The sequence below is a fragment of the Prosthecochloris marina genome (assembly GCF_003182595.1).
Lineage (GTDB): Bacteria > Bacteroidota > Chlorobiia > Chlorobiales > Chlorobiaceae > Prosthecochloris > Prosthecochloris marina.
Window position 1 is genome coordinate 38,831 of record NZ_PDNZ01000006.1, and the last position, 23,710, is coordinate 62,540.

Here is a 23,710-nt window from a genome sequence, read left to right on the forward strand (position 1 = left end):
ATGCTTATATTCCATTAAATCGCTTCAACAGGTGCATACAATGATAACTGTTATAACGACAATCTTTTAAAGTTCATTTTCAGCACCCTTGTTTTTGGACCGTTTCATTCAGTTTTCACAAGCTTAAACTCCTGATTATTATGTTAGCGCGAATGCAAAGCTTTTATCTTCTTACTGCTGCTCTTTTCGCCTTTTCAAGTTTGTTTTTCCCCTTCTGGTACTTTGCCACGGAAACACCTCTCCTTTTAATGGATTTCAGACCTCTTGCCGATGCGGGAGTTATTCACGTTTTCAGTCTTTATGTTTCAAGTGTCGTTTCTCCCCTCACCGGCCTGCTTTCGATTGCCGCTATTTTCTTTTACAAAAACAGGAGCCTTCAAAGCACACTGATTGTTGTACTGATTCTGCTTTTCCTTATTGATCTTCTTTCCGGCCTTACCGCAGCGCATTTCATGAACCAGCAGCTCGGACGGAGTTTCGGTTCAGGTATCGAACACTCTCCCGGAGCCGGATTTTTTGTCCTTCTTCCTGAGCCATTGTTTTTCTGGCTTGCAATGAAGGGAGTGAAAAAAGATGAGAAAATCGTCAACGCTTATAAACGCTTGTAACGATGTTTACCGCATGGACAATCGGTGACATTCACGGGATAGGTCCTGAAATCATTCTGAAAAGTTTTCAGGAGATCGACCACAGCTCATGCAGGCCACTCGTTTTAGGTTCCGCGGAAGCACTGCGGTATTATAACCGGCAACTTGGTCTTGCAGTGAAAATAGCCGAGTTCAAATCATACCGGGACCTGGTGGATGCACCCGAAATTCCTGACGATGTGCTCCCGCTGATCAGCGTAGCCGAACCCGTAAATCCCATAAAGCCGGGAGTAGTTTCATCCGAAGCCGGGCACATTGCGATGAAATCCATAGAGACTGCCGCCAGCTTATGTCTCGAAGGGAAAAGCCGAGCCATGGTAACCGCCCCGGTCCACAAGGAAGCGATAGCTAACGCAGGGTATGCCAATACCGGGCATACCGACTTTCTTGCCGAGTTCTGTAATACCCCGAACCCGATAATGCTCTTCCATGACCGGACGTCCTTGCTTACCGTTGCACTTGCAACCGTTCATGTACCGCTCTTGACCGTGCCCGGACTCGTGCGCTCGATGGATCTCGAAAGCTTTCTACTCAGGCTGTCGCGTTCTCTGCACACGGATTTCAATATTGTTTCTCCCCGGATAGCTGTTCTCGGTCTCAACCCACATGCCTCGGACGGAGGAGTCATGGGAACTGAAGAAGAAACGGTTCTTTCCCCCTGCATCAACAAACTCGCCGAAAAAGAATGCATCGAGGGACCGTTTCCTGCCGACGGTTTTTTCGGAGCAGGCATGTACTGCAAGTACGATGCTGTCGTTGCGATGTATCATGACCAGGGGCTGCTGCCTTTCAAGGTTCTCTCATTTGAAACCGGTATCAATGTCACTACCGGACTTCCCATCGTACGAACCTCTCCTGATCATGGAACGGGTTTTGACATTGCCGGACTTGGCAAAGCATCGTCGAGAAGCTTTACCGAAGCTGCTGTATTGGCTGAACAAATTGCGGACAACAGAGAACATAAAGCATAAGTCAAAACTCAAAAGGTAAAAGTCAAAAAATCACCAACCCGGACATTTCGGTGCCAACAGGTCAACAACTCAACAATTCAACGTATACTCATGATCTCATTCATCGACGTAGATCTGGAACTTGGAAAAAAGCTGATCCTCAAGGATGTCAATCTTGCCATTGAACCCGGCCAGCTCGTCTATATCGTAGGGAAAAGTGGCAGCGGCAAAACAACACTGCTCAAGGCACTGTACATGGAAATAAAACCGACGAGAGGAGAGGTCACCATCGGCGGTTACAAATCCTCCTCCATGAAAAAACGCCATATCCCGCACCTTCGACGGAAACTGGGTATCGTATTTCAGGATTTTCGGCTTCTCGAAGACAGAACGGTTTTTGAAAATCTCTCGTTTGTGCTCAAGGTCACCAATACAAAAAACCGGCTCATCGAAGAGAGGGTAATGATCGCGCTGAAAGAAGTCGGTCTCGAACACGCGGCAAAAGAGATGCCGCTGAACCTTTCGGGCGGAGAACAGCAACGAGTAGCCATCGCCCGTGCACTCGTCCGTGAACCCATTGCAATTCTCGCCGACGAACCCACAGGAAATCTGGATCCCGATACCTCGCTTGAAATTCTTGAATATCTCAAAAAGATCAATCAGAAAGGAATCGCGGTCATCATCGCCACACACGACTACGAACTTGCACGACACCATCCATCGAAAACCTGGAGAATTAACGACCAGTCTCTCCAGGAAGCCACGTTTACCAATGCACCGAAAGGTTACAGGCCGATATCGTCTTAAAAACCATCTTCCCTCAACAACCAGAACCTCGTCGAAACCATGATCTAACCACTCTGAACCAACTGACGCAACGAGCCCAAACCCGCAACGCAACCACAAACAGCACCAGAAGGAACCTGAGCTCAAATCCCGGCATCTACGAACACCAGCATTATGAATCAGGGTCTCTGCACATGAAACTATTGATCGAGTGACATAGGAAAAAAGGGGCCTAATGTGCACTACAACTGCGTGAGGAACAAGTGCCGGCTGAAAGCAATTGTTATCTGAAGCCTTCTCTGTTTAGTGCATAGTAAAGGACATCCATTCCGTAGTAGTGCGCATTTTTCTCGTACTTCAGACCTATCTTTTCGAAAACACGTAAGGATCCCTTGTTCTGCGGGTGAGATATGCCGACGATACGTTTTAAACCTACATCATCGAATCCATACGCAATTACGGCCAAGGAAATCTCCGTGCAAAAACCCATCCCCCAGAATTGAGGAAAGTATCGATAGCCGATCTCAATCTCCTCGGTGTCCTCCAGGTTCTTGAGGAGTGTCCAGCCGATAAACTTGTCGCCGTCTTTCAGAATCGTTGGCCAGACTCCCAATCCGGGCTTCTGCGAGTAATACCGAATACATTCTTCCACGATGACCGCTGATCTTTCGAGGGAAACATTCTCGCGCTCAGACGCAGGTAGAAACTTCATGACTTGCAGATCACTATGTAACTCGAAGAGTTGGGGTACATCCTCCGGAGTGAACTCACGGAGGTAAAGTCGCTCTGTTTCTACGACCCTTTTCTGCACGATAGGATGTCCTTCATTATGTTAAGGAGCATCCAGGTAAACGTTGCCTTTCTCATCTATTTTCCAGTCCGGATTGTATGCAACTTCCCAAAGATGACCATCTGGATCGGCAAAATACCCGGAGTACCCACCCCAAAAAACGTCCTGCGCAGGCTTTATTATATGAGCCCCTGCATCTTCCGCTCGCTCGAGAACTTCGTCAACTTCTTCCTTGGATCGAGCACAATATGCAAGTGTTATCCCCGAAAATCCTGTTCGTTCATTCGGCACTTGCGCATCTTCAGCCAGTGCATCCCTTGGGTAAAGCCCAAAAATCAATCCATTGAGTTGAAAGAATTTGATCTGCTCACCCGTATAACCGACAGTCCACCCCAACCCTTGCTCGTAAAACCTCTGTGAACGTTCCAAGTCGGCGACGCCGATTGTCACCACGCTTATTCGTTGTTCCATACCTCAAGTCTCCTTTTTCAAACATGATTATCGATACCTTGCGACTTTTATTCGGAGTGTTAAGCCGTCCTCTGCAGCGATTTATTAGCTGCTGCTCTTAGTTACATCCTGACTATGATATGACATTTCCAGTATCACCACTTCACCATCAGCGATAAAAGGCCCATGAACTTCGCCCGGAGGTCTGCTTGCATAGTAGCCCGGCTCAAGCCACAGACCAAACGTTTCATCGTATAAACGACCGGAAACCACAAAGATTTCTTCGGGATATGTATGACTCCTTGCCCCAAAATCTTTAGTCGAATAACCGCTCTTGAACTTCGTGAATCTCGTATAATCGCCTGAATCGATATCTTCAGCTACTGTCAGTTGTGATAAATTTCCATCCGTACCAGGAATAATTTCCCATTCACCACTACTCTGCTCAGACAATGGATTCCAATATGTTCTGGTTGACTTCATGATTAAGTTATAGGATGTTCCCTATATAATAGATGTTGGAATCTCGCAGGAATGCTATATCCATATTGGCTTTCTTTGGAAGATGGATCCCCGGGTCGCGCTTCGCTTGCCCGAGGATGACTTTATAAAGCAGGAATAATGAGACTGCCTCTCTTCACTTTGTTCAAAAGTCCGAATCTCGGAGAATTCATCCTCGGGAAACAAACCGCAGTTCTGCCGTTGCGAGTCCCGATTGCATCGGGATGCAAGTCGGATGGAGTCCCGATACAATCGGGATAAACTTCAAAGCCGAAGTGTCCCGACAAGTCGGGACGTGAGGATTTCGAGCACCACCCAACGCAGCACTCGAACCGCACAGCAGGCAGAATGCGGTTTTAGGAACAACCTGTGGTCATACCGCAATCCTCGCACACCATGCAGGTTCCGTTTTGGCGAACCCGCATGGAACCGCAGTTTTCACATTGTTCACCGGAATACCCCTGAACTTTGGCCTGGATTATCTGGGTATCGACATGTCCCGAAACCTCTTTTTCCGCTTTTGCAACAGTTTTTCCGGGCTGTCGGGTTGCAGTGGAGGAGGCATCGGAAACAGCCGCCTCTGAAGCATCGAGTCCGCCTACCTCTCCGTCTTTTCCCTCTGATCCTGCGTTGCCGGAAGAAATTTCATCAACCGCTTTGACATGGATAAAGTCTTTACGTCCAAGATAGTCGTAGCCGATGGAACGGAAAACGTAATCAAGAATCGAGGTGGCGTTTTTGATGACATTGTGCCCCTGCACCATGCCTGCCGGCTCGAATCTGGTAAAGGTGAAACTGTCCACCAGTTCTTCGAGAGGCATTCCGTACTGCAGCGCCTTGGAAGCAAGTACGGCAAAACAGTTGAGCAATCCCTTGAACGACGCTCCTTCTTTGTACATATCGATGAAGATCTCACCCAGCGAACCATCCTCGTACTCGCCGGTTCTCAGGAATACCTTGTGAGCACCGACATACGCTTCACGGATATACCCTTTCCTTCGTTTCGGCAGCAAACGGCGCTCCGACCGGTGATAGATTCTTTCAACAATCCGCTCCTGTACCTCTTTCGGTCCTTTGGTTTCATCGAGATCATCCTCTGTGCCGAGCATGATCACTTCGTCGAGATCGTCATAACTGCTGATATTCAATGGCTGCGAAAGTTTCGATCCGTCGCGGTATATGGTAATCGCCTTGATCATGTGCTGCCACGCAGAGAAATACACTTCGGCGATCTCCTGGGTCGTGGCTGTTGCCGGCATATTGACGGTTTTGGATATCGCACCTGAAATAAAGGGTTGAACTGCCGACATCATCCGTACATGAGCCATGTGGTTGATATAACGAAGACCCTTGCTACCGCATTTTCCCGCACAGTCGAATACCGGGAGATGTTCCAGTTTAAGATGCGGAGCTCCTTCTACGGTCATCGTACCGCAAACGTAGTCATTGGCAATCTCATAGTCCTTCTTCGAAGCCCCAAGAGCTTCGAGCATATTGAAATTCTGGTCGTTGAGCTGTTCTTCCGTAAAACCCAGCGCTTCGCAGAACTCTTCCCCGAGTATCCATTTGTTGAAAGCGAACCGAATATCGAAAACATTCTCGAGCTGGGATTCGATCGTTTCGATCTTGTCTTCGGTAAACCCCTTGTTTTTCAGCCACTGACGATTGATGGTGGGGCAACCGGATAATGTTCCGTGCCCTTTGCAGTATCTCTCGATATCGTCAATCTGTTTCGCACTGTAACCAAGGCGTTCAAGTGCTTTGTGTACCGACTGGTTGACGATCTTGAAATAACCGCCACCGGCAAGCTTCTTGAATTTGACAATTGCAAACTCCGGTTCGATACCTGTTGTATCACAGTCCATGACCAGTCCGATGGTACCAGTCGGCGCTATAACGCTGACCTGGGCATTTCTGTAACCGTGCCGTTCACCCATCTCGAGAGCCTCGTCCCAAACCTTTCCGGCTTTCTCGAATAGGTTGGTCGGGCAATACTCGGAGTCGATGCCGCGAGGCTTGACCATAAGCCCTTCGTAGTCGTCTTCCGACATGTTGTGCGCTGCTCTACGATGATTCCTGACAACCCGCAGCATGTCCTGAGCGTTTTCCTCGTAACGGGCAAAAGGTCCCTGGTCCTTTGCCAACTCGGCTGACGCTTTATATGCTTCACCTGTAATCAAAGCCGATATCGCTCCTGCTATCGCCAATGCTTTTGGTGAATCATAAGGAATCCCCATAATCATGAGAACAGTACCAAGATTGGCGAAACCCAAGCCGAGCGTCCTGAATTCATAGCTCAAGCGGGCAATATCCCGGGAAGGAAAATGGGCCATCAACACCGAAATCTCCAGTACGACCGTCCAGAGCCGGGCTGCGTGCAACAGATCGTCGACCTTTATCGTACCCTGCTTTTCATCGAGAAAGAATCCAAGATTCAGGCTGGCCAGATTACAGGCCGTATCATCCAGAAACATATACTCGGAACAAGGGTTACTGGCATTGATACGCCCACTTTGCGGAGCGGTGTGCCAGTCGTTGATAGTCGTATCGAATTGCAAACCCGGATCGGCGCATTTCCATGCGCTCATAACGATTTTCTCCCAAAGATCTCGCGCTCTCACCGATTTCGCATGCTTTCCGCTCGTCCGCTCTTTAAGCTCCCATAACTCATCATTTTCAACGGCTTTCATGAAAGCGTTGGTGACCCTGACGGTATTGTTCGAATTCTGACCTGCAACCGTCTGGTATGCTTCCGACTCATAATGAGTGTTGTACTGATCAAAATCGAGCGCTGTATATCCCTGCTCAACCAGCGACAGTACCCTTACGATATAGCTCATCGGAACACCGCGGCTTACGGCATTCTTGATCAGGATGTTCAGTTTTTCGTTTTTGTGCCGGTCACAACCGTTTTCAACCGCTTCGTCGACGATCGCCTCGAGAAATCTGGAGCATACTCTGGAACCGGCCACCAGTGATGCGACCTTGTCCTCCTCTCTGGCTTTCCATTCTATAAACTTTTCAACATCGGGATGGTCGATATCGACGATGACCATCTTGGCCGCCCGCCGTGTCGTCCCCCCTGACTTTATTGCACCCGCCGCGGAATCGAAAATTTTGAGAAAACTCATCAGCCCCGAGGAACTTCCTCCTCCACTGAGCTTTTCCCCAGATGAACGGAGATTCGAAAAGTTGGTTCCTGAACCGCTGCCGAATTTGAATACTCTTGCTTCACGCACGGCAAGATCGAAAATACCTCCATCGTTAACCAGATCATCCTTGACCGACTGTATAAAACATGCATGTGCCTGCGGCCTCGAATAGGCATCTTTTGACTCCTTCACTTCCCCGCTTTTACCATCAACGTAAAAATGACCCTGTGCCGGACCTTCGATACCATATGCATACTTGAGGCCTGTATTGAACCACTGTGGCGAATTCGGCGCTCCCCTTTGACTGATCAGCATATAGGCAACTTCGTCATAAAAAGCCTGAGCGTCCTCCTTGGTATCAAAATACTTATGTTTTTCTCCCCATTCCTTCCAACAGCCTACAAGTCGGTGAACAACCTGTTTGATCGAATGCTCACAGCCGGTCACAGGCTGTCCTCGTTCATCCAGCACAATGTCACCGTTTTCATCCCGCTGCGGAACCCCGGTTTTTCTAAAATACTTTTGCGCAAGAATGTCGGCGGCAACCTGAGACCACTCCTTCGGAACCTCGACATCGTTCATTTCAAAAACTTTGGATCCATCGGGGTTACGAAGTACAGACGAACGTTTCGTGTACTCGAACATCTCATAAACATCACGGCCTTTCGTGGTAAAACGGCGAGAAATTTTCATTGCGGAATATCTTTAGGAATAATAAAGGCTCTTGAACCTCTAACCTGTTATATTAAAGTCTTTTATAAAAACACGCCCATCACGGGGTGAATGGGGGTTTAAAAAAGCAATATACACCTGTTCGTCTAAAAATAACAAGTGCATCCGGCAATGAGATCCCGTTGAAATCTGCAATGCCTTGATCTACAAGAGGTAAGAAACCGTTTTTATAAAAAAAGCCCCCCTGAGTAGGGAGGCTTGTAGGAAAGGCTTGCCAATCAACGATTTTTATCAGATAGCGTCGATGATGGCATTGAGTGTTGCACTTGGGCGCATTGCTCTGGATGCTTTCTCATCATCCGGCATGAAGTATCCGCCGAGATCGACCGGAGTCCCCTGTGCACCGTTGAGCTCCCCGATGATCTTCTGCTCGTTGTTTTCAAGCTCCGCCGCAACCGTTGCAAATTTGGCTTTCAGCTCTTGATCCTTATCCTGGTTTGCAAGCGCTCTCGCCCAGTACATGCCAAAATAAAAGTGACTTCCGCGGTTGTCGATTTCATTGACTTTGCGGGAAGGTGATTTTCTGTTTTCAAGATACTGCCCGACAGCCTGGTCAACAGTTTCGGCAAAAACCTTGGCCTTCTCGTTCCCGAAAGTATTGCCGAGATGCTCGAGCGATACACCGAGAGCGAGCATCTCACCGAGTGAATCCCACCTCAGATGCCCTTCGTTGACAAACTGCTGGACATGCTTTGGAGCCGACCCGCCTGCACCTGTTTCGAACAAACCGCCTCCGTTCATCAGAGGAACGATTGAAAGCATTTTTGCACTGGTACCAAGTTCGAGGATCGGGAACAGGTCGGTGAGGTAATCCCTGAGCACGTTACCGGTTACAGAGATGGTGTCCTTGCCCTGTCTGATGCGTTCGAGCGAGAAGCGCATTGCTTCGACAGGAGACATGATCCTGATATCGAGACCGGTGGTATCGTGGTCCTTGAGATAGGTGTTGACTTTTTCAATCAACTGGATGTGGTGAGCTCTCTGGTTGTCGAGCCAGAATACCGCCGGAGCACCGGTGGCTTTTGCACGACTGACAGCAAGTTTTACCCAGTCGCGGATCGGTGCGTCCTTGACCTGGCACATTCTGAAAATATCGCCCGGTTCGACGCTCTGCTCGAGCATCGCATTGCCGTTGCCGTCAACAACCCTGATGGTACCGTTACCCGGAGCTTCATAGGTTTTGTCGTGCGAACCGTATTCTTCGGCTTTCTGCGCCATGAGACCCACGTTAGGCACGCTGCCCATGGTCGATACATCGTAAGCACCGTTCTTCTGGCAGTCCTCGACCATTTCCTGGTACATGGTGGCATAGCTGCGATCAGGAATCATTGCCTTGGTGTCATGCAATTCACCGTCAGGACCCCACATTTTTCCGCCGTCACGGATAACGACCGGCATCGAAGCATCGATGATAATATCGTTAGGAACATGAAGGTTGGTAATACCTTTGTCGGAATCCACCATGGCAAGAGCCGGACGGTTTTTATAGACCTCCTGGATGTCAGCTTCGATTTCGGCTTTCTTGTCGGCCGGAAGCTTTTCGATCTTGGCATACAGGTCGCCAAGTCCGTTGTTGACATTGACGCCGAGTTCGTTGAGTACGTCGCCGTGCTTGTCGAAGACGTCCTTGTAGAAAACCGATACTGCATGGCCGAAAATGATAGGATCGGAAACTTTCATCATGGTCGCTTTCATATGAAGCGAAAGAAGAAGGCCGTCATTTTTCGCCTTGTCGATCTCATTGGCAAAAAACTCGCGCAGCCTGCGAACGTTCATAGCCGAGGTATCGACCACTTCACCGTCCTGCAGAGCAATACCTTCCTTGAGCACGGTTACTGTTCCGTCATTATCGACAAATTCAATGCTTGCAGTTGTCGCTCCGTTCATGGTTGTCGACTGTTCGCTGCCGAAGAAATCCCCGCCGTCCATGTGAGCGACATGGGCTCTCGAACCGCCGTCCCAGGCTCTGAGGCGATGAGGGTTGTTCTGCGCGTACTGTTTTACCGAGGCCGCAGCTCTCCTGTCGGAGTTTCCTTCACGAAGCACCGGATTCACAGCGCTTCCGAGCGCTTTTGCAAAGCGGGCCCTGAGTTCTTTTTCCTCTTCGGTTTTCGGATCTTCAGGAAAATCGGGAATGGCATATCCTTTTTCCTGCAGTTCCTTGATAGCTGCCTGAAGCTGGGGAATCGATGCACTGATGTTCGGAAGTTTGATGATATTTGCATCGAGGGTCTTCGCCAGCTCGCCGAGTGCAGTCAGATTATCGGGAATACGCTGCTCTTCAGTAAGGTTCTCGGGAAAATTTGCGATGATCCTTCCGGCAAGAGAGATATCGCAAGTTTCAACCGAAACACCGGAATCACCGGTAAAAGCCTGGATAACAGGCAGTAAAGAGTAGGTAGCCAGTGCTGGCGCCTCATCAATTTTGGTATAGACGATTGTAGCCATATGTCTGTTATTTTTTCTGTTAATGCTGATTATACTGGATTATTATAACGGTCACGAGAAAAAAACATTTCCGGCCGTAAACGGTTACGAGCCAACGAAAAACAGATCCCTCATCGCCTGAAAAACAGGCAATTTCAACAATTTTATATACCATGCCGGCAACGGTTTAGTCGCGGCAGAATAAAAACCGGAGATGGTGTGAGTCTTGTCTCCGGTGGATTATTTGGAGGGTGAAAAATCTTCCAGGCCGACCCTTGCAGCAAGTTCCTCGTCATGAAGAGCTTCGTCAGCCAGTCTGATCATGGGAATCGTAGCCCCCATGGAACTGTAACCGCCATCATGAAAGAGATTCTGCATGGTCACCTTGCGAGTCAAATCACTCAGCAGGGTCACGGCATACTCTGCACATTCTTCCGCAGATGCATTGCCAAGCGGAGACATCAGGTCGCTATACTCGTGCATTTTCTCAAACCCGGGAATACCACTCCCTGCCTTGGTGTATGTAGGGCTTTGCGAAATCGTGTTGATCCTGATACCGCGCTTCGCCAAACGTGGCCCATAACTCCTGACTATCGACTCCAATAACGACTTGGCGTCTCCCATATCGGAATAAGTCCAGTAGTTTCTCTGAGAGGCGATGTAGGAAAGAGCCAGAATACTTCCACCGTCATTGAGCACGTCGTTCTTCAACGCAAACGATACCAAACGATGCAGTGAGATCCCGGACACATTCAGCGTTTTCATAAACCATTCGTAATTCAGCTCCTCATAGGGGACCTGTTTACGAATGTTCTGGGACATTCCTATCGAATGAACGATAAAATCGACACTGCCGAGTTTTTCCGACAACTCCTTGAAAGCTTTGTCGACATCCTCATCCTTGCTTGCGTCGCACATAATAACCGGCGCGTTGCCGCAAGACTCAGCCAGCTCCTGAATATTACCGAACCTCAGTGCCGTAGCTATATTGGAAATTGCCACCTCGGCACCTTCGCGGTAAGCATGGAGAGCAATCTGCCATCCAATGCTACTTTCATCCAGCGGACCGAAAACAATTCCTTTTTTTCCTTTCAAAAGACCGTAATGCGCTTTATCAGGCATATTATAAGCTGATTCTTTTAACAGTTACCTGGGGTAAAAATCCCTGAAAAGTTAATATTTTAAAAGGAGAAGATACAAAGAATACAGCCAAATGCACAATGTATCACCAAGAAAACTTGCTTTAGAGTCCCTCTTTTAATTGCCTTGAGCAACCTGAAAACAAGGTGGACGGAACGCAGAAAACGGCGTGTACACAGAGTACATGAGGATTTCGAGCACCGGCCAACGAAGTATTCGGATCGCGCAGCAAATTATAGAGGTGACCTTTAGAATTTCATTTTCCTCAACGAGCGTAACTTGTTAAGTACATTCTTATTGACATTGAGCTCCATATCCTCTTTATCTACCGGAACCTCCCTGAACAACAACCTCAGAAGATCGTCTTCCCTGACATATTTTTCCATTTCCAAACTGTACAGTGCCCTGGGTAAAGTAATGATACGTTGCGCTCGATCTACTGTAACGACAATATCGGTACCCATCCGCTTTACATCGACTGTTTCAGCTTCTTTCAGGAATGGAATACGAATACAGAGCATTTCGAGGTGGTCTTCGGCATGAGCACTTTTTTTGGACTCTATCCAGAAATTTTTACCTGAATAATAAACCTTATCAGGAGACTGGTCACCAAAAACCAGTTTGCTGACTTCATGCAGCGCGTCCGGGCCGATCGGCTCGGTACGCTGGAGCTGACAACGAAATACCGGAGTAGGATAGAAAGAATTATCGATTTCCATCAGATATTTGCTATGGAGATCGGCCCAAAACTCAAAATACTCTCCGACGGTTTTCGATGTCGGCAAAATCTTGTTGATAACGATACCGTCTATATTGATACCATAGAGATGAACGAAGGTATATGCTCTTTTTGTCTCGAGGATGGAAAGTTTCTCGGGATTCAGAACCAGCCTGAACGTCACTTCAGGACTCAGAATGAATTTGTTGATATCCTCCATTTGTTTCAAGAGAACATTGACCTCATTGAAAAACTCTTCATCAGGAATCGAGTTCTTGCCCATCGGACGGGCAAGAGAGGACATGCTCTTATAAAGCTTGAAAAACTGTTTGCCCATGTTGCCCCCGATGATAATTTCAGGGTAGGCCAACAGCCTGAGCGTGTTTCCGGTTGGTGAAGTATCCAGTACAACCGCATCCCATCTGCCAGACTGGGCTTCATCAACCAGTCTGCCCAAAGCAAAAATCTCATCGAGCCCCGGCTGGGTAGTCAGTTCGGAAGCCATCCCGCTATCGATACCCTGATTTTGATAGGATGAAGAAACGAACTTCTGAAACCCTGACATGTTTTTCTTCAGTTCATGAATCGTATCGACTTCAAGACCGTAAAGATTATGCTCGATTTTCTGGGGCTCGTTCCGGCTTATTGGCATGTTGAAGACATCCGAAAGGGAATGCGCCGGATCGGAAGACATAATGAGGACCCGCTTGTTTTTTCTCGCCAGGGCTACAGCCGTTGAAGAAGAAACGGTGGTTTTTCCTGTCCCTCCCTTGCCCGAGTATATTATTACTCTTGGTTGTGGCCGACCCTCTTCGAGATCCCTCGACAACATAGATTTTTCTCCTGTTTTTAATCCGAATTTTTCTGCCGCAGAGCACCAGAGAATACGTACTGCAAGTTTAGAAAGTTAAAAGTACCACTTTCCAGCTTTATATGAAACGTATCTTTTTCTGTAACGCGAGCTCCAGCTGCCTCATATACTCGGCATGTTCAACTTCCACGGCACCAAGAAACTCGAGATGAGAATTCATGATCTGCGCGTCGAGAAGCTCGTACCCTTTTTTGTCAAGGTGCTTTACCAGTATATCGAACGCAACCTTGGAAGCGTTTGAAACGGTGTAAAACATGGATTCACCGAAAAATGCACCTCCGATAGCAAGACCGTACAAGCCACCCGCAAGCTCATCACCGCGGTAGCATTCCACACTATGGGCAAAACCCTGTTCGTGAAGCTCGGTGTATGTCGCAATGATTTCTTCCGATATCCATGTCTGAGATTCCTCTTCACGTGGAGCGGCACAACTGCGAATAACCCTGCCGAAATCCCGGTTGAAATATACATCGAACGCACCTTTCCTTACCAGGCTCCTGACAACCCTGGATGTCTTGTAGTTTCGGAGCGGAACAATTGCCCTGCGATGAGGTTGACACCAATAAACTTTCTCATCATCAGGATCCGCCATAGGAAAGTAACCGTGCAGATATGCTCGAAGAACTTCATCAAGCCTCAACATATAAAACCCCTACCCTTTTCATCCTGAACAAACCAGAGTCATTGGCTTTCTGTTCGGCAATCGGCCCAGGCAGCCTCGACATAGTCGGCCAAATCCTCCCATTGCCCTTTCGTTATCCATTCGGCAATGTAGTTTACCGTTTTGCTGTAACCCATTGGCGCCCTGTTTGGCTTGAGCAACCAGTCGCGGAGAATATCTCCGTCGAGAGAATGCATGGTCATGCCCAAAGAAAGCTCCTCGATCGCCAGAGCGTTCGATTCCTGTTCGATCTGCCCGTCGAGAGGTCTGACCAGCAGTTTTTTGCCCAGATGCAATGCCTCACCAGGCAGCTCGAACCCTGCGTTGCAGACAACACCTCTGCTTTCCTGAAGATCACGGAGAAACCCTTCACGCGAATACCCTCTGTAGTGAAGATGACCATCATCATGATCGTCTTTGACTTTCCCGTATATGTAGAATTCATGGTTGTCAAAGGGAATAAGAAGCTTCGATACATCCTCGACCTCTTCAAAAGGCAGATAGACAAGTACCTTGCTCTCCTTTGCCTCGACCTCTTCGGCATCATAGAGACTTTGAGGGATTACGGGCGGAAATATGGGTTCGTTAAAATGGTGCCAGTGAAGGCCTGCATTGTACTGTGCCGGAGCAAAGTTCAACAATGTATAGCGTTCAAAGATACTTCCCTTGGCCATTGGGACATCATAACGAAAGGCATACTGGTGACCGAACCCCACCGACGGAATATTTTTAACTCTTGCAGCCATAGAGGTTACGGGCTCAAAATCGGTAATGATGAGGTCGATTTCGTTCACATCCAGCATGAACACATCCGTCATCAGTCTGCCAAGGTCGAGTTGAAACATCGTCTCGATATAATTCATCTTTCCGCGGTATGTCACCAACGTCAGGCCCTTTAAAACCTTGTAAGGAGCAAAAACCTCAATTTCCTTCAGTTCCTCCTCTTTTCTCCCGCTGATTATCACTTCAACCTCATGACCGAAGTCGCGCAAACTGGTTACCAGTTCTCTGCTCCGGCTTATATGACCGTTCCCTGTTCCCTGCACACCAAAAAGGATTTTCATGCTGTAAAATCTTTCCGCACTGAGCGATCGCTTATGATTGACTGATTAATTTATACCTGGTCTCCAAGACAGCCTTCCTCTTTTTCAATCCCCAGCCTGGTCAGGTGGCTGAAATCTATTGTTCGAAGGTAAGGTTAGCATACTGTACCATCAATGTTTTCTCACCGACATTCCTGAATTTGATCTTTGCTTTCTGGCGCTCGCCCGTCCCCTGGACCGATAACACTATACCGGGACCGAACATGGCATGATGCACTCTCGTTCCGGATTTCAAACCGGAAGATCGCTCATCCGAGCTGCTATTTCCACCGCTTTTCGAAACAGAAGAAGGCACCGGTGTTCTTCCGTTACATCGCTCGATGCTCTGCTTTTTTTCCGAAACACTCCCGTTACTTTGTTTTTTCCCGCTTTCGGTAATCAGGATACTGCTGTCAACCTCGTCGATGAACATGGACTTCATACATGTCTGCGGCTGCCCATAATAGTAGCGACTCTTTGCCCAGGAGAGAAAAACCTTTTGCTGTGCCCTTGTCACGGCAACGTAGAACAACCTTCTTTCTTCTTCAAGTTCATCCGACTCGTAATAGTTAAGAGGAAATAACCTCTCCTCGAGACCGGTAATAAAAACCACGGGAAACTCGAGCCCCTTAGCGGCATGAACCGTCATCAGGGAAACATAATTGTCATCTTCCTGAACCTCTTCGTAATCGGTTGCCAGAGAGATCCCGTTCAAAAAGTCGTTCAGGCCGTTTGTGCCTTCATTATGATCTGAAAAATCCCTTGCCATCGAAAGCAGCTCCTGGAGATTTTCATAGCGTGCCATCGATTCAGGGGTATTTTCAGCCTGAAGCAACGATGTAATACCTGTCGATTCATAGAGAGCGGAAAGCACGTCATAAACCGAGCCCTCTTTCGCGATATCCTTCAACTGCTCTATAACAGCAATGAATCCCTGAAGAGCATTACGCAGCCTCGCAGGAAAATCAGCTTCTTCCGCTTTCAAAATAGCTTCATACAAGGAGGAATTGTTCGTAAGCGCATAGTCACGAAGTTTGCCGATACTGACCTCACCGATTTTCCGGGGAGGAAAATTGATAATACGCAAGAGGGATTCGGTATCCTGATCATTACGTATAAATCGGAGATATGCAACGGCATCCTTGATCTCCTTACGTTTGTAAAATGAAACACTCCCGAAAATTCTGTAAGGAATCCTGTCCATCCGAAAGATATCCTCCAGGACCCTCGACTGTGCGTTGGTCCGGTAAAAGACCGCAAAATCCTTGTAGTCAAAGCCTTTTGTCAGTTTCCAGGTACGGATATACTCTCCGACCTTTTCGGCTTCCCTTTTTTCGTTGAACGACTCGAGAAGCGTCAAAGGCTCGCCACTGCTCTGCCTGGAAACAAGCTCCTTTTCTATCTGCCTCCTGTTACGCTTGATAACCCCGTTTGCAGCCTGGAGAATTGTCTGCGTGCTGCGATAGTTTTCAACCAGCTTGAAAACCGAAGCCTCAGGGTAGTCATCCTGGAAATTCAGGATATTGGTGATATCCGCACCTCGCCAAGAGTAAATGGATTGTGCATCATCTCCAACCACAAAAATGTTTCGATGTTTTGCGGCAAGGGACTTCGCAACAAGGTATTGAGCCTTGTTCGTATCCTGGTACTCGTCGATCAGAATGTAGCGGAAATAGTGCTGCAGCTGTTCGAGCACTGCCGGTTGTGCCTGAAAAAGCTCAAGAGGTTTGATGAGCAGGTCGTCAAAATCAAGCGCATTGTTCTCCCGGAGCTTGCGGACATAAACCTCATAAATCTGCGCCGCTTTCTGACCGTTATAATCCGAAGCCTGTGCATGAAACTGATCGGGCAGAATAAAACTGTTTTTTGCCTTGCTTATGATTCCCTGCACAGTATTGACAGGCACGGCATCAACAGGAATATTCAGCTCCTTCATCACCTGACGTATCAAACTCTTGCTGTCATCGGAATCATAAATCGAAAAGTTGCCATCATAACCTATCAGATGAATATAGTTACGAAGCAGACGAGCGAATATTGAATGGAACGTGCCGATCCAGAGCCCTCTTGAACTTCCGCTGTGCAGCAGCTCATCCACACGCTGACGCATTTCGTTGGCCGCCTTGTTCGTAAAGGTCAGTGCAAGAATCTGGTGAGGGGCAACGTTTTCCTCGCCGATCAGATAAGCTATTCTGTACGTAATGACCCTGGTTTTGCCCGAACCTGCGCCTGCAAGCACCATAACCGGTCCTTCGGTAGTCTGAACAGCCTGGCGCTGTACATCATTGAGTTGTTGAAGAAAATCAATCAAAACGATTATCGAAAAAAAGTTAGTCCATAAAAGGCTCGATCGAGCCGTATCATTTTATCGCGGTTAAAATAAAAAAAAAGACCGTCTTCCACTGAAAAGAGACGGTTTGTTTCTCTAAGTAAACGTTCAATCGGGCTAAGCCCTGTCAAAAGGAAGACAAAAAAACGATAATCATCCTGGAAAAATCGCCTTTCTATTCTGAAAGCAACTCGCTCCAATCGCGTGAGTTGTCGCACATATTTTCTGAGTCTACCATTTTTGAAGCATCATCGAAGAACATCTCCAATATTGTTCATCATGTATCTCCTTTATCCATACCGTTTTTTTTTAGCAATCGAGCACCGATCAGTTCCATCATTTCAAGCTTTTCTTTCAACACACATACTTCGACATAGCCATCTCCAACGTTCTTTAATGGTTTCTATCTTTAAAAGTATTGATATTTTCAATCTTCTTCATGCTCAATCGTATGCATTAACAAAGTATTTTCAGCCCTCATAGAGCATCGATGTTCTCTCTGCCATTTCGAAATCTTTTTCGCTCAGTCCGCCGAGCGAATGGCTCCACCAGGAAACCGTTACCTTCCCCCACTCGGTCAACACAACAGGATGATGATCGGCTTTCTCGGCAATTATCCCGACTTTTACGCTGAACGCTACAGCACCCGTAAAGTCTTCGAATATAAACTCCCTGACAAGACGTTTTTCCCCGTCTACGACAACAACATCCCATCCGTTGAGCTCCCGGATCTTCTTCTCAACGAGATCGTCATTAAGCTTTTCCATAGAGATATCCTGTTTGTTTCAATATGCCGCGGGTGAACTATGTACTGAAAACAACGTTTTTCTTTTATCCAATCCCGGCGTACCTTGCCTCGACACAATCATTTTACATTTCATCCATAGGTATTCAGTGCTATATTGAAGCGCCTCCAGCAATTTGTAATGCATCCTGATTTCATCCAAACTCATTTGAAGCAATGGACGAAAGGCACCCATAAACCCTGTGTTTTACCGGCAACACCATCGAAAGCGCTGATCATCACGGTGATTTTTTCAGTTTGATAACCCTATTGATACCATGTTCCCTTTAGTCTACGAAATAAATACACGGGTCTGGCTCCGCAAACTTTCTCACATATACCAGAAACCCGTCACGCTCGGCTCGGTTCCGGAAAAAGAGTTCGAATTTTTCTCATCATGTGGCTTCGACGTCATCTGGCTTATGGGTGTATGGAAACCAAGCCTTTACAGTCAGGCAACAGCCCGCTCTCACCAGAGTCTCCGAACGGCTTTTCTCAAGCAGTTGGAAAACCTTGTCCCGGAAGACATCGGAGCATCTCCTTACGCCATCCCGGAATACAGCATCAATCCTTGCCTTGGCGAGGAAAAAGAACTCGATATATTTCGCGAAAGACTCAGTGCCTCGGGAATAAAACTCATGCTCGATTTCGTCCCCAACCACATGGCACTTGACAATAAATGGCTTCCCGAACACCCGGAATATTTCGTCACCGTATCGAACGAAGAGCAGTACCTCGATCCCGGTTCATGCTTTGAATACAAGCGTGATCGCTACCTTGCCCATGGGAAAGATCCATACTTCCCTGCATGGACTGATACCTTGCAGTTGAACTATGCCAATTCCAAAACCCACACGCTCATGATGGAGAACCTGCTTTCCATCAGTGAAAAATGTGATGCTGTCCGTTGCGACGTGGCCATGCTGATCCTCAAATCAGTATTTGACACAACATGGGCTCCACTCACCGGTCCCATGCCGGACGAGTTCTGGCCAAAAGCGATAAAGGCCGTAAAATCCCGGAAACCAGGCTTTCTTTTCCTTGCAGAATCCTACTGGAACAAAGAGTGGGAGCTGCAGCAAATGGGCTTCGACTACACCTATGACAAACCGTTTTATGACCACATCACCTCTCATCCTATCGATATCACCAGGCTGAGAGAGCACTTGAAAGCCGAATGGAACTACCGGTCGAAACTCTGCCTGTTCCTTGAAAACCATGACGAACCGAGAGCTGCAAAAAAGCTGGGTCCGAATCACCTTGTCGCAGCCTTGATCCTGGTCACCTCACCGGGAATGCATCTCATTCACCAGGGACAAATGGAAGGATTCAGGTACCAGCTTCCTGTACAGCTACTCCGTCAAGCCGATGAACCTTTCAATGGTGAACTGCATGAATTTTACCGGAAGCTGTTCAAGCTTACCAATACCGAGGTATTTACAAAAGGTAAAATCGAAATACTGAACCTCAATGTCCATGATACATCAGGCTGTATAGGTTACCGGCGATATGCCAATGGAGAATCGGCGTTTATCATTGTCAATTTCAGTTCAACCGGTGTTGAAGTCAATGTTGATCATGCGCAGCTCGAAATGCTTGATAAAAAAGAGCATTCGATCTTCAGTACGAAGCAGAACCTTGTTGCGGCCTCTCAGCACAAAACAGGTGTAGGGATCAAACTTTCCCAACACGAAGGGGTGGTCATTCATTGTAAGGATTGAGCAAACTTGACGTCGCTACGACATTGCACAGTTTAAATCACGAATGTAAATTATTGTTATTATTATTGTTTTAGCCTTCTGTTTTTTGTGAACCGATACCGCACACCCTATCGAACAACTACATTGCGATTGCGGCATGCAAGAACATAACCGACTGCTTAGCGGTGATATCCTTATCGACCTGTCCTATCACCAAGATGATATCGTAGGAGTATCCGGCAGGATATTTATCAAGGCCCCGCCTGAAAAAGTCTGGAAAGCCCTGACAGATTACGACAATCTCAGCAACACCCTCCCGAAAGTTGTCGCAAGTCGAACGATCGAAAAAAAAAACGGAGCGATCATCCTTGAACAGACAGGCAAAACCGGCATCCTGATCTTTGAAAAAACAGTCAACTTCCGACTGAAGATATACGAAGAATATCTTCATCGGGTATCGTTTGAGCAGGTCAGCGGAGACTTCCACGTGTATCAGGGAGAATGGCTTCTGGAAACACATCGTGAATATGAAGGTACCATTCTACACTATAGAGCAAAAATCAAACCGCTGTTTTTCGCACCACCCATACTGGTAAGCTTTGTTCAGCGGCAGGACCTCCCCGGAATTCTTTCAGCTCATAAAAAACGTGCCGAAACCAACGCATTTTGCCACTGAGAAACGTTCGAGCCGATTACCAAATATTTTGTAACAGCCATTCAAACCGTTTTTCTTATTCGACCTTGACAGAGGAGAAACAAAAACAAATGCACTTATGACAAAGAGAACACACCCGGCTATGATAGTCAGTGTTTTGTTTCTGTTCTTTTTTGCAGCATCAGCAACTGCAGAGTCACCCCGGCTGAACCTCCCATCGGAACAAACACGTCTTCTCGACGGTGAAACCATTATCTTTCTTGAAAGAGACGATGATGATGTGATCGACGTGTCCGGCTCGGTATATATTCGTTCGGTTCCGGAAACCATATGGACGGTGATAACCGATTACGATAACTTCCCCGACACCATGCCGAAAGTAAAGGAAAGCACTGTCATAGAGGATAATGGAAACATCAAAATCATCGAACAGACAAGCAAAACCGGTGTGCTGTTCTTTAAAGTCAAGTTCAGTACCAAAATGACGATCATCGAAACCTTTCCCGACACGCTTTCATTCAATCTTATAAGTGGAGATTTCGAAACCTTCAACGGGAAATGGGTCCTGACCCCCCATGAAGAATACGGAACGTTCGTTACTTGGTCAGCAACCGTAAAACCCGATTTTTCCGCACCCGGGTTCATTATCGATGCTGTCCAGAAAAGAGATCTGCGCGAGCTGCTGGAAACAATCAGAGAGCTCTCTGAATCCAGCAAAGCAACCGTCAGCCCTGAAAGAGAAACAAAAAAAACGGTTGCGCTGTCGAATCCTGAAGAAAGAAAGAATCAATAGTTTCGACATTATCCCTCGACCGTATTGCACGGTTATTTCGGCGAATATACTACATTTCGATTATACCCCTTACCCCACTGCAAAAACATTTTACCATGAGCAACGCTGCACCAAATAGCAGCATGCCGGAAAACGACCGGCAGAAACTGCTGAAAGGAGAAGCCATTATCAAAACACTTTTCCTGGACGATGGTATCATCGACACCTCGGGTTCAATTTTCGTGGCCGCCTCCCCTGAAACCGTCTGGTCCGTTCTTACGGACTACGATCATCTCAGCGAGAGCATACCGAAAGTGGTTGAAAGCAAGGTTATTGAAGAAAAAGGTGATGAAAAAATCCTTGAACAGACCGGAAAAAGCGGCATCCTATTCTTCGAAAAATCGGTTCATATCGTACTCAGGGTTAAAGAGATATTTCCCCGAAGCCTTACGTTCAATATTATCGAGGGTGACTTTAAAATCTACCGGGGGCAATGGAAATTCGAACCCTCGGACAGTGATGATGGCACATTTCTTTCCTGGAAAGCAGTACTGAAGCCCGATTTTTTTGCCCCTCCCCTTCTTGTGAGCTTTGTACAACACCAGGACCTTCCGACAATTTTGGAGACAATCAAAAATCTCGCTGAAACCAGGAAACCAAATCCCGAAATATGACACTCATTGTAGAGGTTGTCCTGTCGCCTTTTTTTCAGCGACAACGGGACTGAAAAATATCGATAACGGGGCATTACGAAACAGCATCTTATCCGTAACATTTCTCATCACCTGAACGTCATTTCGCTTCTTCAGCGTATTACGCAGAAGTCGAATGTTATCGATCAACGCCCGCAGCACACTCAAAGCACTCTTCGTACGCTGTGAACCTGTTATGAGGTATCGAACGGCAGCAACACATTCGAGCACCATCCTGAGCGGTAAGACCCATACAAGAGCGGTGGCGCTTCTGTTTTTAAGCAGCATCGCCAGATTGTTTCTGTGATTCAGATAGATTTTTTCTGGAGCCCCTTTTGCCAATGACGCCCCTCCCTCATGATAAACAATAGAAGAAGGCACCGATACGATACGGTGACCCTGTAAAAGCATGCGCCAGCAAAGATCTATCTCTTCCATATGCATGAAAAAATCATCGTCAAACCCCCCGAGATCTGTAACAACCACTCTTTTTGCAAACATGGCGACTCCCGATGCCCAGAAAATATCTTTCCCTTCATCATATTGACCATAATCGTTTTCCGTCCGGAAAAATGTCCGCCCATAACAATAGGGATAACCCAGCCGGTCGATCAACCCACCGGCTGCACCCGCATAATCAAAAATCTTTTTTCCGGCCTGTTTTGCCTGCAAAGAAAGAATCTTTGGCTGAAGTGCAGCGATGGCACCGTCAGCTTCCGCCAACTCGACAAGAGGCAAAAGCCATGAGGGTTCGACGACCGTATCGTCATTCATGAAAACCACATAGTCTGCAGAAGAAGACAGCAATGCGCTGTTACACCCCCCGGCATATCCTTTGTTCGACTGAAGAGTGACAACCCTCAGTTTTTCAATCCTTCTTTTCAGCTCGGCACAAATATCCCCCTCTCCACTACCGTTATCGACAATACAGATACTCATCGCCGTATAAGAGGTTTTCACAAGGGAGTCAAGACAGCGCTCGAGTATGAAGCGCCCTCTGTAGTGTGGAATAATTATCTCGACAGAAGGATCACGCCGGGTCATAACGTTGACTGTTTCCCGGTGCCCTGCAATGTCTCGCAAAATTCCGCAGCCATTGCCGCTGCCTCTTGAGGTGTTGATGCATCGCGTATGGCCTGCAAAAGTGCCGTGCCGACAACCGCCCCGTCAGCAACGCTCCAGACCTTTTCAATGCGTTTACGGTCCTTTATACCGAAACCGACAACAAATTTCTTTCTGGTATTCTCCCTGACCCGGTGGAGATAGGCTTCGATATCGGCTTCACGATCTGTCTCACCCAGCTTACCTGTTCCGGTTGTTGCATTAACCGCAAAACAGTATGAAAAATCGGTTGACAACGCATCTATCCTCCTGATACGATCGACAGGAGTCAGAGGAGAAATAAAAAAAACAACGGAAAGCCCGAAGCCCTTGGCCCTTTCGAGAAAATCTTCAGCTTCTTCCGGCGGAAGATCCGGTATGAGCAACCCGTCAACTCCAGCCCCCAAGGCATCGGTCAGAAAACAGTCTCCCCCATATGCTATCAGCGGGCTGCAATAGCCCATAAGCATGACTGGCACCGTAATTTTTTCACATCCTTCACCGGCTCTTGCTTTTCCGACCATCTTTAGAATACCGGCGGTGTGAACACCGTTCTTGATCGCTATCTGCGCCGCCTCCTGTATAACCGGCCCGTCTCCTATGGGATCGGAATAGGGTATGCCAAGCTCAATGATGTCGATACCGCTCTTCTGTAACGCTTCAAGAACCGGAAGCGTCGATCCGGGAACGGGAAATTCAGGCATATAGTAAGCAATGAGAAATTTTCTCTGTTCTTTGAGTAACGTTGAAACCCTGTTTTGCGTCATATG

Annotated in this window: 20 protein-coding genes; 7 read left to right on the top strand and 13 right to left on the bottom strand. The window is 47.5% G+C overall.

All coding sequences use genetic code 11. The features are described 5' to 3' along the window. Positions 1 to 152 precede the first annotated feature (152 nt). From CR164_RS09045 to CR164_RS09055, 3 genes are all read left to right on the top strand, one after another. Positions 153 to 608, top strand: coding sequence for a DUF4293 domain-containing protein (locus CR164_RS09045; protein ID WP_322113286.1), 456 nt, complete (start codon positions 153 to 155; stop codon positions 606 to 608). Between the two features lie 2 nt (positions 609 to 610). Then, positions 611 to 1,618 carry a 4-hydroxythreonine-4-phosphate dehydrogenase PdxA gene (gene pdxA / locus CR164_RS09050; protein WP_110023670.1) on the top strand — a complete coding sequence of 336 codons (1,008 nt, stop codon included), beginning with the start codon at positions 611 to 613 and terminating at the stop codon, positions 1,616 to 1,618. 90 nt (positions 1,619 to 1,708) lie between these two features. After that, positions 1,709 to 2,404 (top strand): cell division ATP-binding protein FtsE, encoded by a 696-nt coding sequence (locus CR164_RS09055; protein WP_110023671.1) that lies wholly within the window; start codon positions 1,709 to 1,711, stop codon positions 2,402 to 2,404. Positions 2,405 to 2,666: 262 nt separating this feature from the next. On the opposite strand, the gene CR164_RS09060 is transcribed toward CR164_RS09055, so the two are convergent. From CR164_RS09060 to CR164_RS09110, 11 genes are all read right to left on the bottom strand, one after another. Further along, positions 2,667 to 3,194, bottom strand: coding sequence for a GNAT family N-acetyltransferase (locus tag CR164_RS09060; protein WP_161953510.1), 528 nt, complete (start codon positions 3,192 to 3,194; stop codon positions 2,667 to 2,669). A 21-nt stretch (positions 3,195 to 3,215) separates the two neighbouring features. Then, positions 3,216 to 3,644, bottom strand: a complete 429-nt coding sequence (locus CR164_RS09065; RefSeq protein ID WP_110023673.1) for a VOC family protein — start codon at positions 3,642 to 3,644, stop codon at positions 3,216 to 3,218. An 84-nt stretch (positions 3,645 to 3,728) separates the two neighbouring features. After that, on the bottom strand, positions 3,729 to 4,106 hold the full coding sequence (locus CR164_RS09070) for a cupin domain-containing protein (protein WP_110023674.1): 378 nt from the start codon (positions 4,104 to 4,106) through the stop codon (positions 3,729 to 3,731). Positions 4,107 to 4,480: 374 nt separating this feature from the next. After that, on the bottom strand, positions 4,481 to 7,969 hold the full coding sequence (locus tag CR164_RS09075) for a vitamin B12-dependent ribonucleotide reductase (protein WP_110023675.1): 3,489 nt from the start codon (positions 7,967 to 7,969) through the stop codon (positions 4,481 to 4,483). Positions 7,970 to 8,239: 270 nt separating this feature from the next. Then, positions 8,240 to 10,456: an NADP-dependent isocitrate dehydrogenase gene (locus CR164_RS09080; RefSeq protein ID WP_110023676.1), complete on the bottom strand. Its 2,217-nt coding sequence runs from the start codon at positions 10,454 to 10,456 to the stop codon at positions 8,240 to 8,242. Positions 10,457 to 10,675: 219 nt separating this feature from the next. Continuing rightward, the gene (locus tag CR164_RS09085; RefSeq protein ID WP_110023677.1) at positions 10,676 to 11,557 is read right to left on the bottom strand and encodes an enoyl-ACP reductase FabI; all 882 of its coding nucleotides are present in this window, start codon (positions 11,555 to 11,557) and stop codon (positions 10,676 to 10,678) included. A 266-nt stretch (positions 11,558 to 11,823) separates the two neighbouring features. Beyond that, positions 11,824 to 13,125 carry an ArsA family ATPase gene (locus CR164_RS09090; protein WP_110023678.1) on the bottom strand — a complete coding sequence of 434 codons (1,302 nt, stop codon included), beginning with the start codon at positions 13,123 to 13,125 and terminating at the stop codon, positions 11,824 to 11,826. A gap of 97 nt (positions 13,126 to 13,222) precedes the next feature. Beyond that, a complete protein-coding gene (gene aat / locus CR164_RS09095; protein ID WP_110023679.1) occupies positions 13,223 to 13,807 on the bottom strand; it encodes a leucyl/phenylalanyl-tRNA--protein transferase in 585 nt (194 codons plus the stop codon). Between the two features lie 38 nt (positions 13,808 to 13,845). After that, positions 13,846 to 14,889: an MJ1255/VC2487 family glycosyltransferase gene (locus CR164_RS09100; protein ID WP_110023680.1), complete on the bottom strand. Its 1,044-nt coding sequence runs from the start codon at positions 14,887 to 14,889 to the stop codon at positions 13,846 to 13,848. Positions 14,890 to 15,004: 115 nt separating this feature from the next. Continuing rightward, positions 15,005 to 17,218 carry an ATP-dependent helicase gene (locus tag CR164_RS09105; protein WP_110023681.1) on the bottom strand — a complete coding sequence of 738 codons (2,214 nt, stop codon included), beginning with the start codon at positions 17,216 to 17,218 and terminating at the stop codon, positions 15,005 to 15,007. Between the two features lie 488 nt (positions 17,219 to 17,706). Continuing rightward, complete coding sequence (locus CR164_RS09110) at positions 17,707 to 18,003, bottom strand: 4a-hydroxytetrahydrobiopterin dehydratase (RefSeq protein WP_110023682.1); 297 nt, start codon at positions 18,001 to 18,003, stop codon at positions 17,707 to 17,709. Between the two features lie 295 nt (positions 18,004 to 18,298). Between CR164_RS09110 and CR164_RS09120 the strand changes: the two genes are divergently transcribed. The 4 genes from CR164_RS09120 (at position 18,299) to CR164_RS09135 (ending at position 21,821) form a co-directional block, all read left to right on the top strand. Continuing rightward, positions 18,299 to 19,741 carry an alpha-amylase family glycosyl hydrolase gene (locus CR164_RS09120; RefSeq protein ID WP_110023684.1) on the top strand — a complete coding sequence of 481 codons (1,443 nt, stop codon included), beginning with the start codon at positions 18,299 to 18,301 and terminating at the stop codon, positions 19,739 to 19,741. 136 nt (positions 19,742 to 19,877) lie between these two features. Next, entirely contained in the window at positions 19,878 to 20,396 is a 519-nt protein-coding gene (locus CR164_RS09125; protein ID WP_110023685.1) for an SRPBCC family protein, read from the top strand. Between the two features lie 97 nt (positions 20,397 to 20,493). After that, entirely contained in the window at positions 20,494 to 21,168 is a 675-nt protein-coding gene (locus CR164_RS09130; RefSeq protein ID WP_110023686.1) for an SRPBCC family protein, read from the top strand. 95 nt (positions 21,169 to 21,263) lie between these two features. After that, entirely contained in the window at positions 21,264 to 21,821 is a 558-nt protein-coding gene (locus CR164_RS09135) for an SRPBCC family protein (protein WP_239994524.1), read from the top strand. 3 nt (positions 21,822 to 21,824) lie between these two features. On the opposite strand, the gene CR164_RS09140 is transcribed toward CR164_RS09135, so the two are convergent. Further along, entirely contained in the window at positions 21,825 to 22,883 is a 1,059-nt protein-coding gene (locus CR164_RS09140; protein WP_110023687.1) for a glycosyltransferase family 2 protein, read from the bottom strand. After that, positions 22,880 to 23,707: a tryptophan synthase subunit alpha gene (gene trpA, locus CR164_RS09145; protein WP_110023688.1), complete on the bottom strand. Its 828-nt coding sequence runs from the start codon at positions 23,705 to 23,707 to the stop codon at positions 22,880 to 22,882. The genes CR164_RS09140 and trpA overlap by 4 nt, the downstream gene beginning before the upstream one ends. Positions 23,708 to 23,710: the final 3 nt, after the last annotated feature.

Excerpts from the sequence above, each read along its gene's own strand:
- trpA (WP_110023688.1), bottom strand. The coding sequence starts at position 23,707 with ATGACGCAAAACAGGGTTTCAACGTTACTCAAAGAACAGAGAAAATTT.
- CR164_RS09090 (WP_110023678.1), bottom strand. The coding sequence starts at position 13,125 with ATGTTGTCGAGGGATCTCGAAGAGGGTCGGCCACAACCAAGAGTAATA.
- CR164_RS09140 (WP_110023687.1), bottom strand. The coding sequence starts at position 22,883 with ATGACCCGGCGTGATCCTTCTGTCGAGATAATTATTCCACACTACAGA.
- CR164_RS09065 (WP_110023673.1), bottom strand. The coding sequence starts at position 3,644 with ATGGAACAACGAATAAGCGTGGTGACAATCGGCGTCGCCGACTTGGAA.
- CR164_RS09135 (WP_239994524.1), top strand. The coding sequence starts at position 21,264 with ATGAGCAACGCTGCACCAAATAGCAGCATGCCGGAAAACGACCGGCAG.
- aat (WP_110023679.1), bottom strand. The coding sequence starts at position 13,807 with ATGTTGAGGCTTGATGAAGTTCTTCGAGCATATCTGCACGGTTACTTT.
- CR164_RS09110 (WP_110023682.1), bottom strand. The coding sequence starts at position 18,003 with ATGGAAAAGCTTAATGACGATCTCGTTGAGAAGAAGATCCGGGAGCTC.
- CR164_RS09055 (WP_110023671.1), top strand. The coding sequence starts at position 1,709 with ATGATCTCATTCATCGACGTAGATCTGGAACTTGGAAAAAAGCTGATC.
- CR164_RS09120 (WP_110023684.1), top strand. The coding sequence starts at position 18,299 with ATGTTCCCTTTAGTCTACGAAATAAATACACGGGTCTGGCTCCGCAAA.
- CR164_RS09100 (WP_110023680.1), bottom strand. The coding sequence starts at position 14,889 with ATGAAAATCCTTTTTGGTGTGCAGGGAACAGGGAACGGTCATATAAGC.
- CR164_RS09125 (WP_110023685.1), top strand. The coding sequence starts at position 19,878 with ATGCAAGAACATAACCGACTGCTTAGCGGTGATATCCTTATCGACCTG.
- CR164_RS09080 (WP_110023676.1), bottom strand. The coding sequence starts at position 10,456 with ATGGCTACAATCGTCTATACCAAAATTGATGAGGCGCCAGCACTGGCT.
- pdxA (WP_110023670.1), top strand. The coding sequence starts at position 611 with ATGTTTACCGCATGGACAATCGGTGACATTCACGGGATAGGTCCTGAA.
- CR164_RS09085 (WP_110023677.1), bottom strand. The coding sequence starts at position 11,557 with ATGCCTGATAAAGCGCATTACGGTCTTTTGAAAGGAAAAAAAGGAATT.
- CR164_RS09130 (WP_110023686.1), top strand. The coding sequence starts at position 20,494 with ATGACAAAGAGAACACACCCGGCTATGATAGTCAGTGTTTTGTTTCTG.
- CR164_RS09075 (WP_110023675.1), bottom strand. The coding sequence starts at position 7,969 with ATGAAAATTTCTCGCCGTTTTACCACGAAAGGCCGTGATGTTTATGAG.
- CR164_RS09070 (WP_110023674.1), bottom strand. The coding sequence starts at position 4,106 with ATGAAGTCAACCAGAACATATTGGAATCCATTGTCTGAGCAGAGTAGT.
- CR164_RS09045 (WP_322113286.1), top strand. The coding sequence starts at position 153 with ATGCAAAGCTTTTATCTTCTTACTGCTGCTCTTTTCGCCTTTTCAAGT.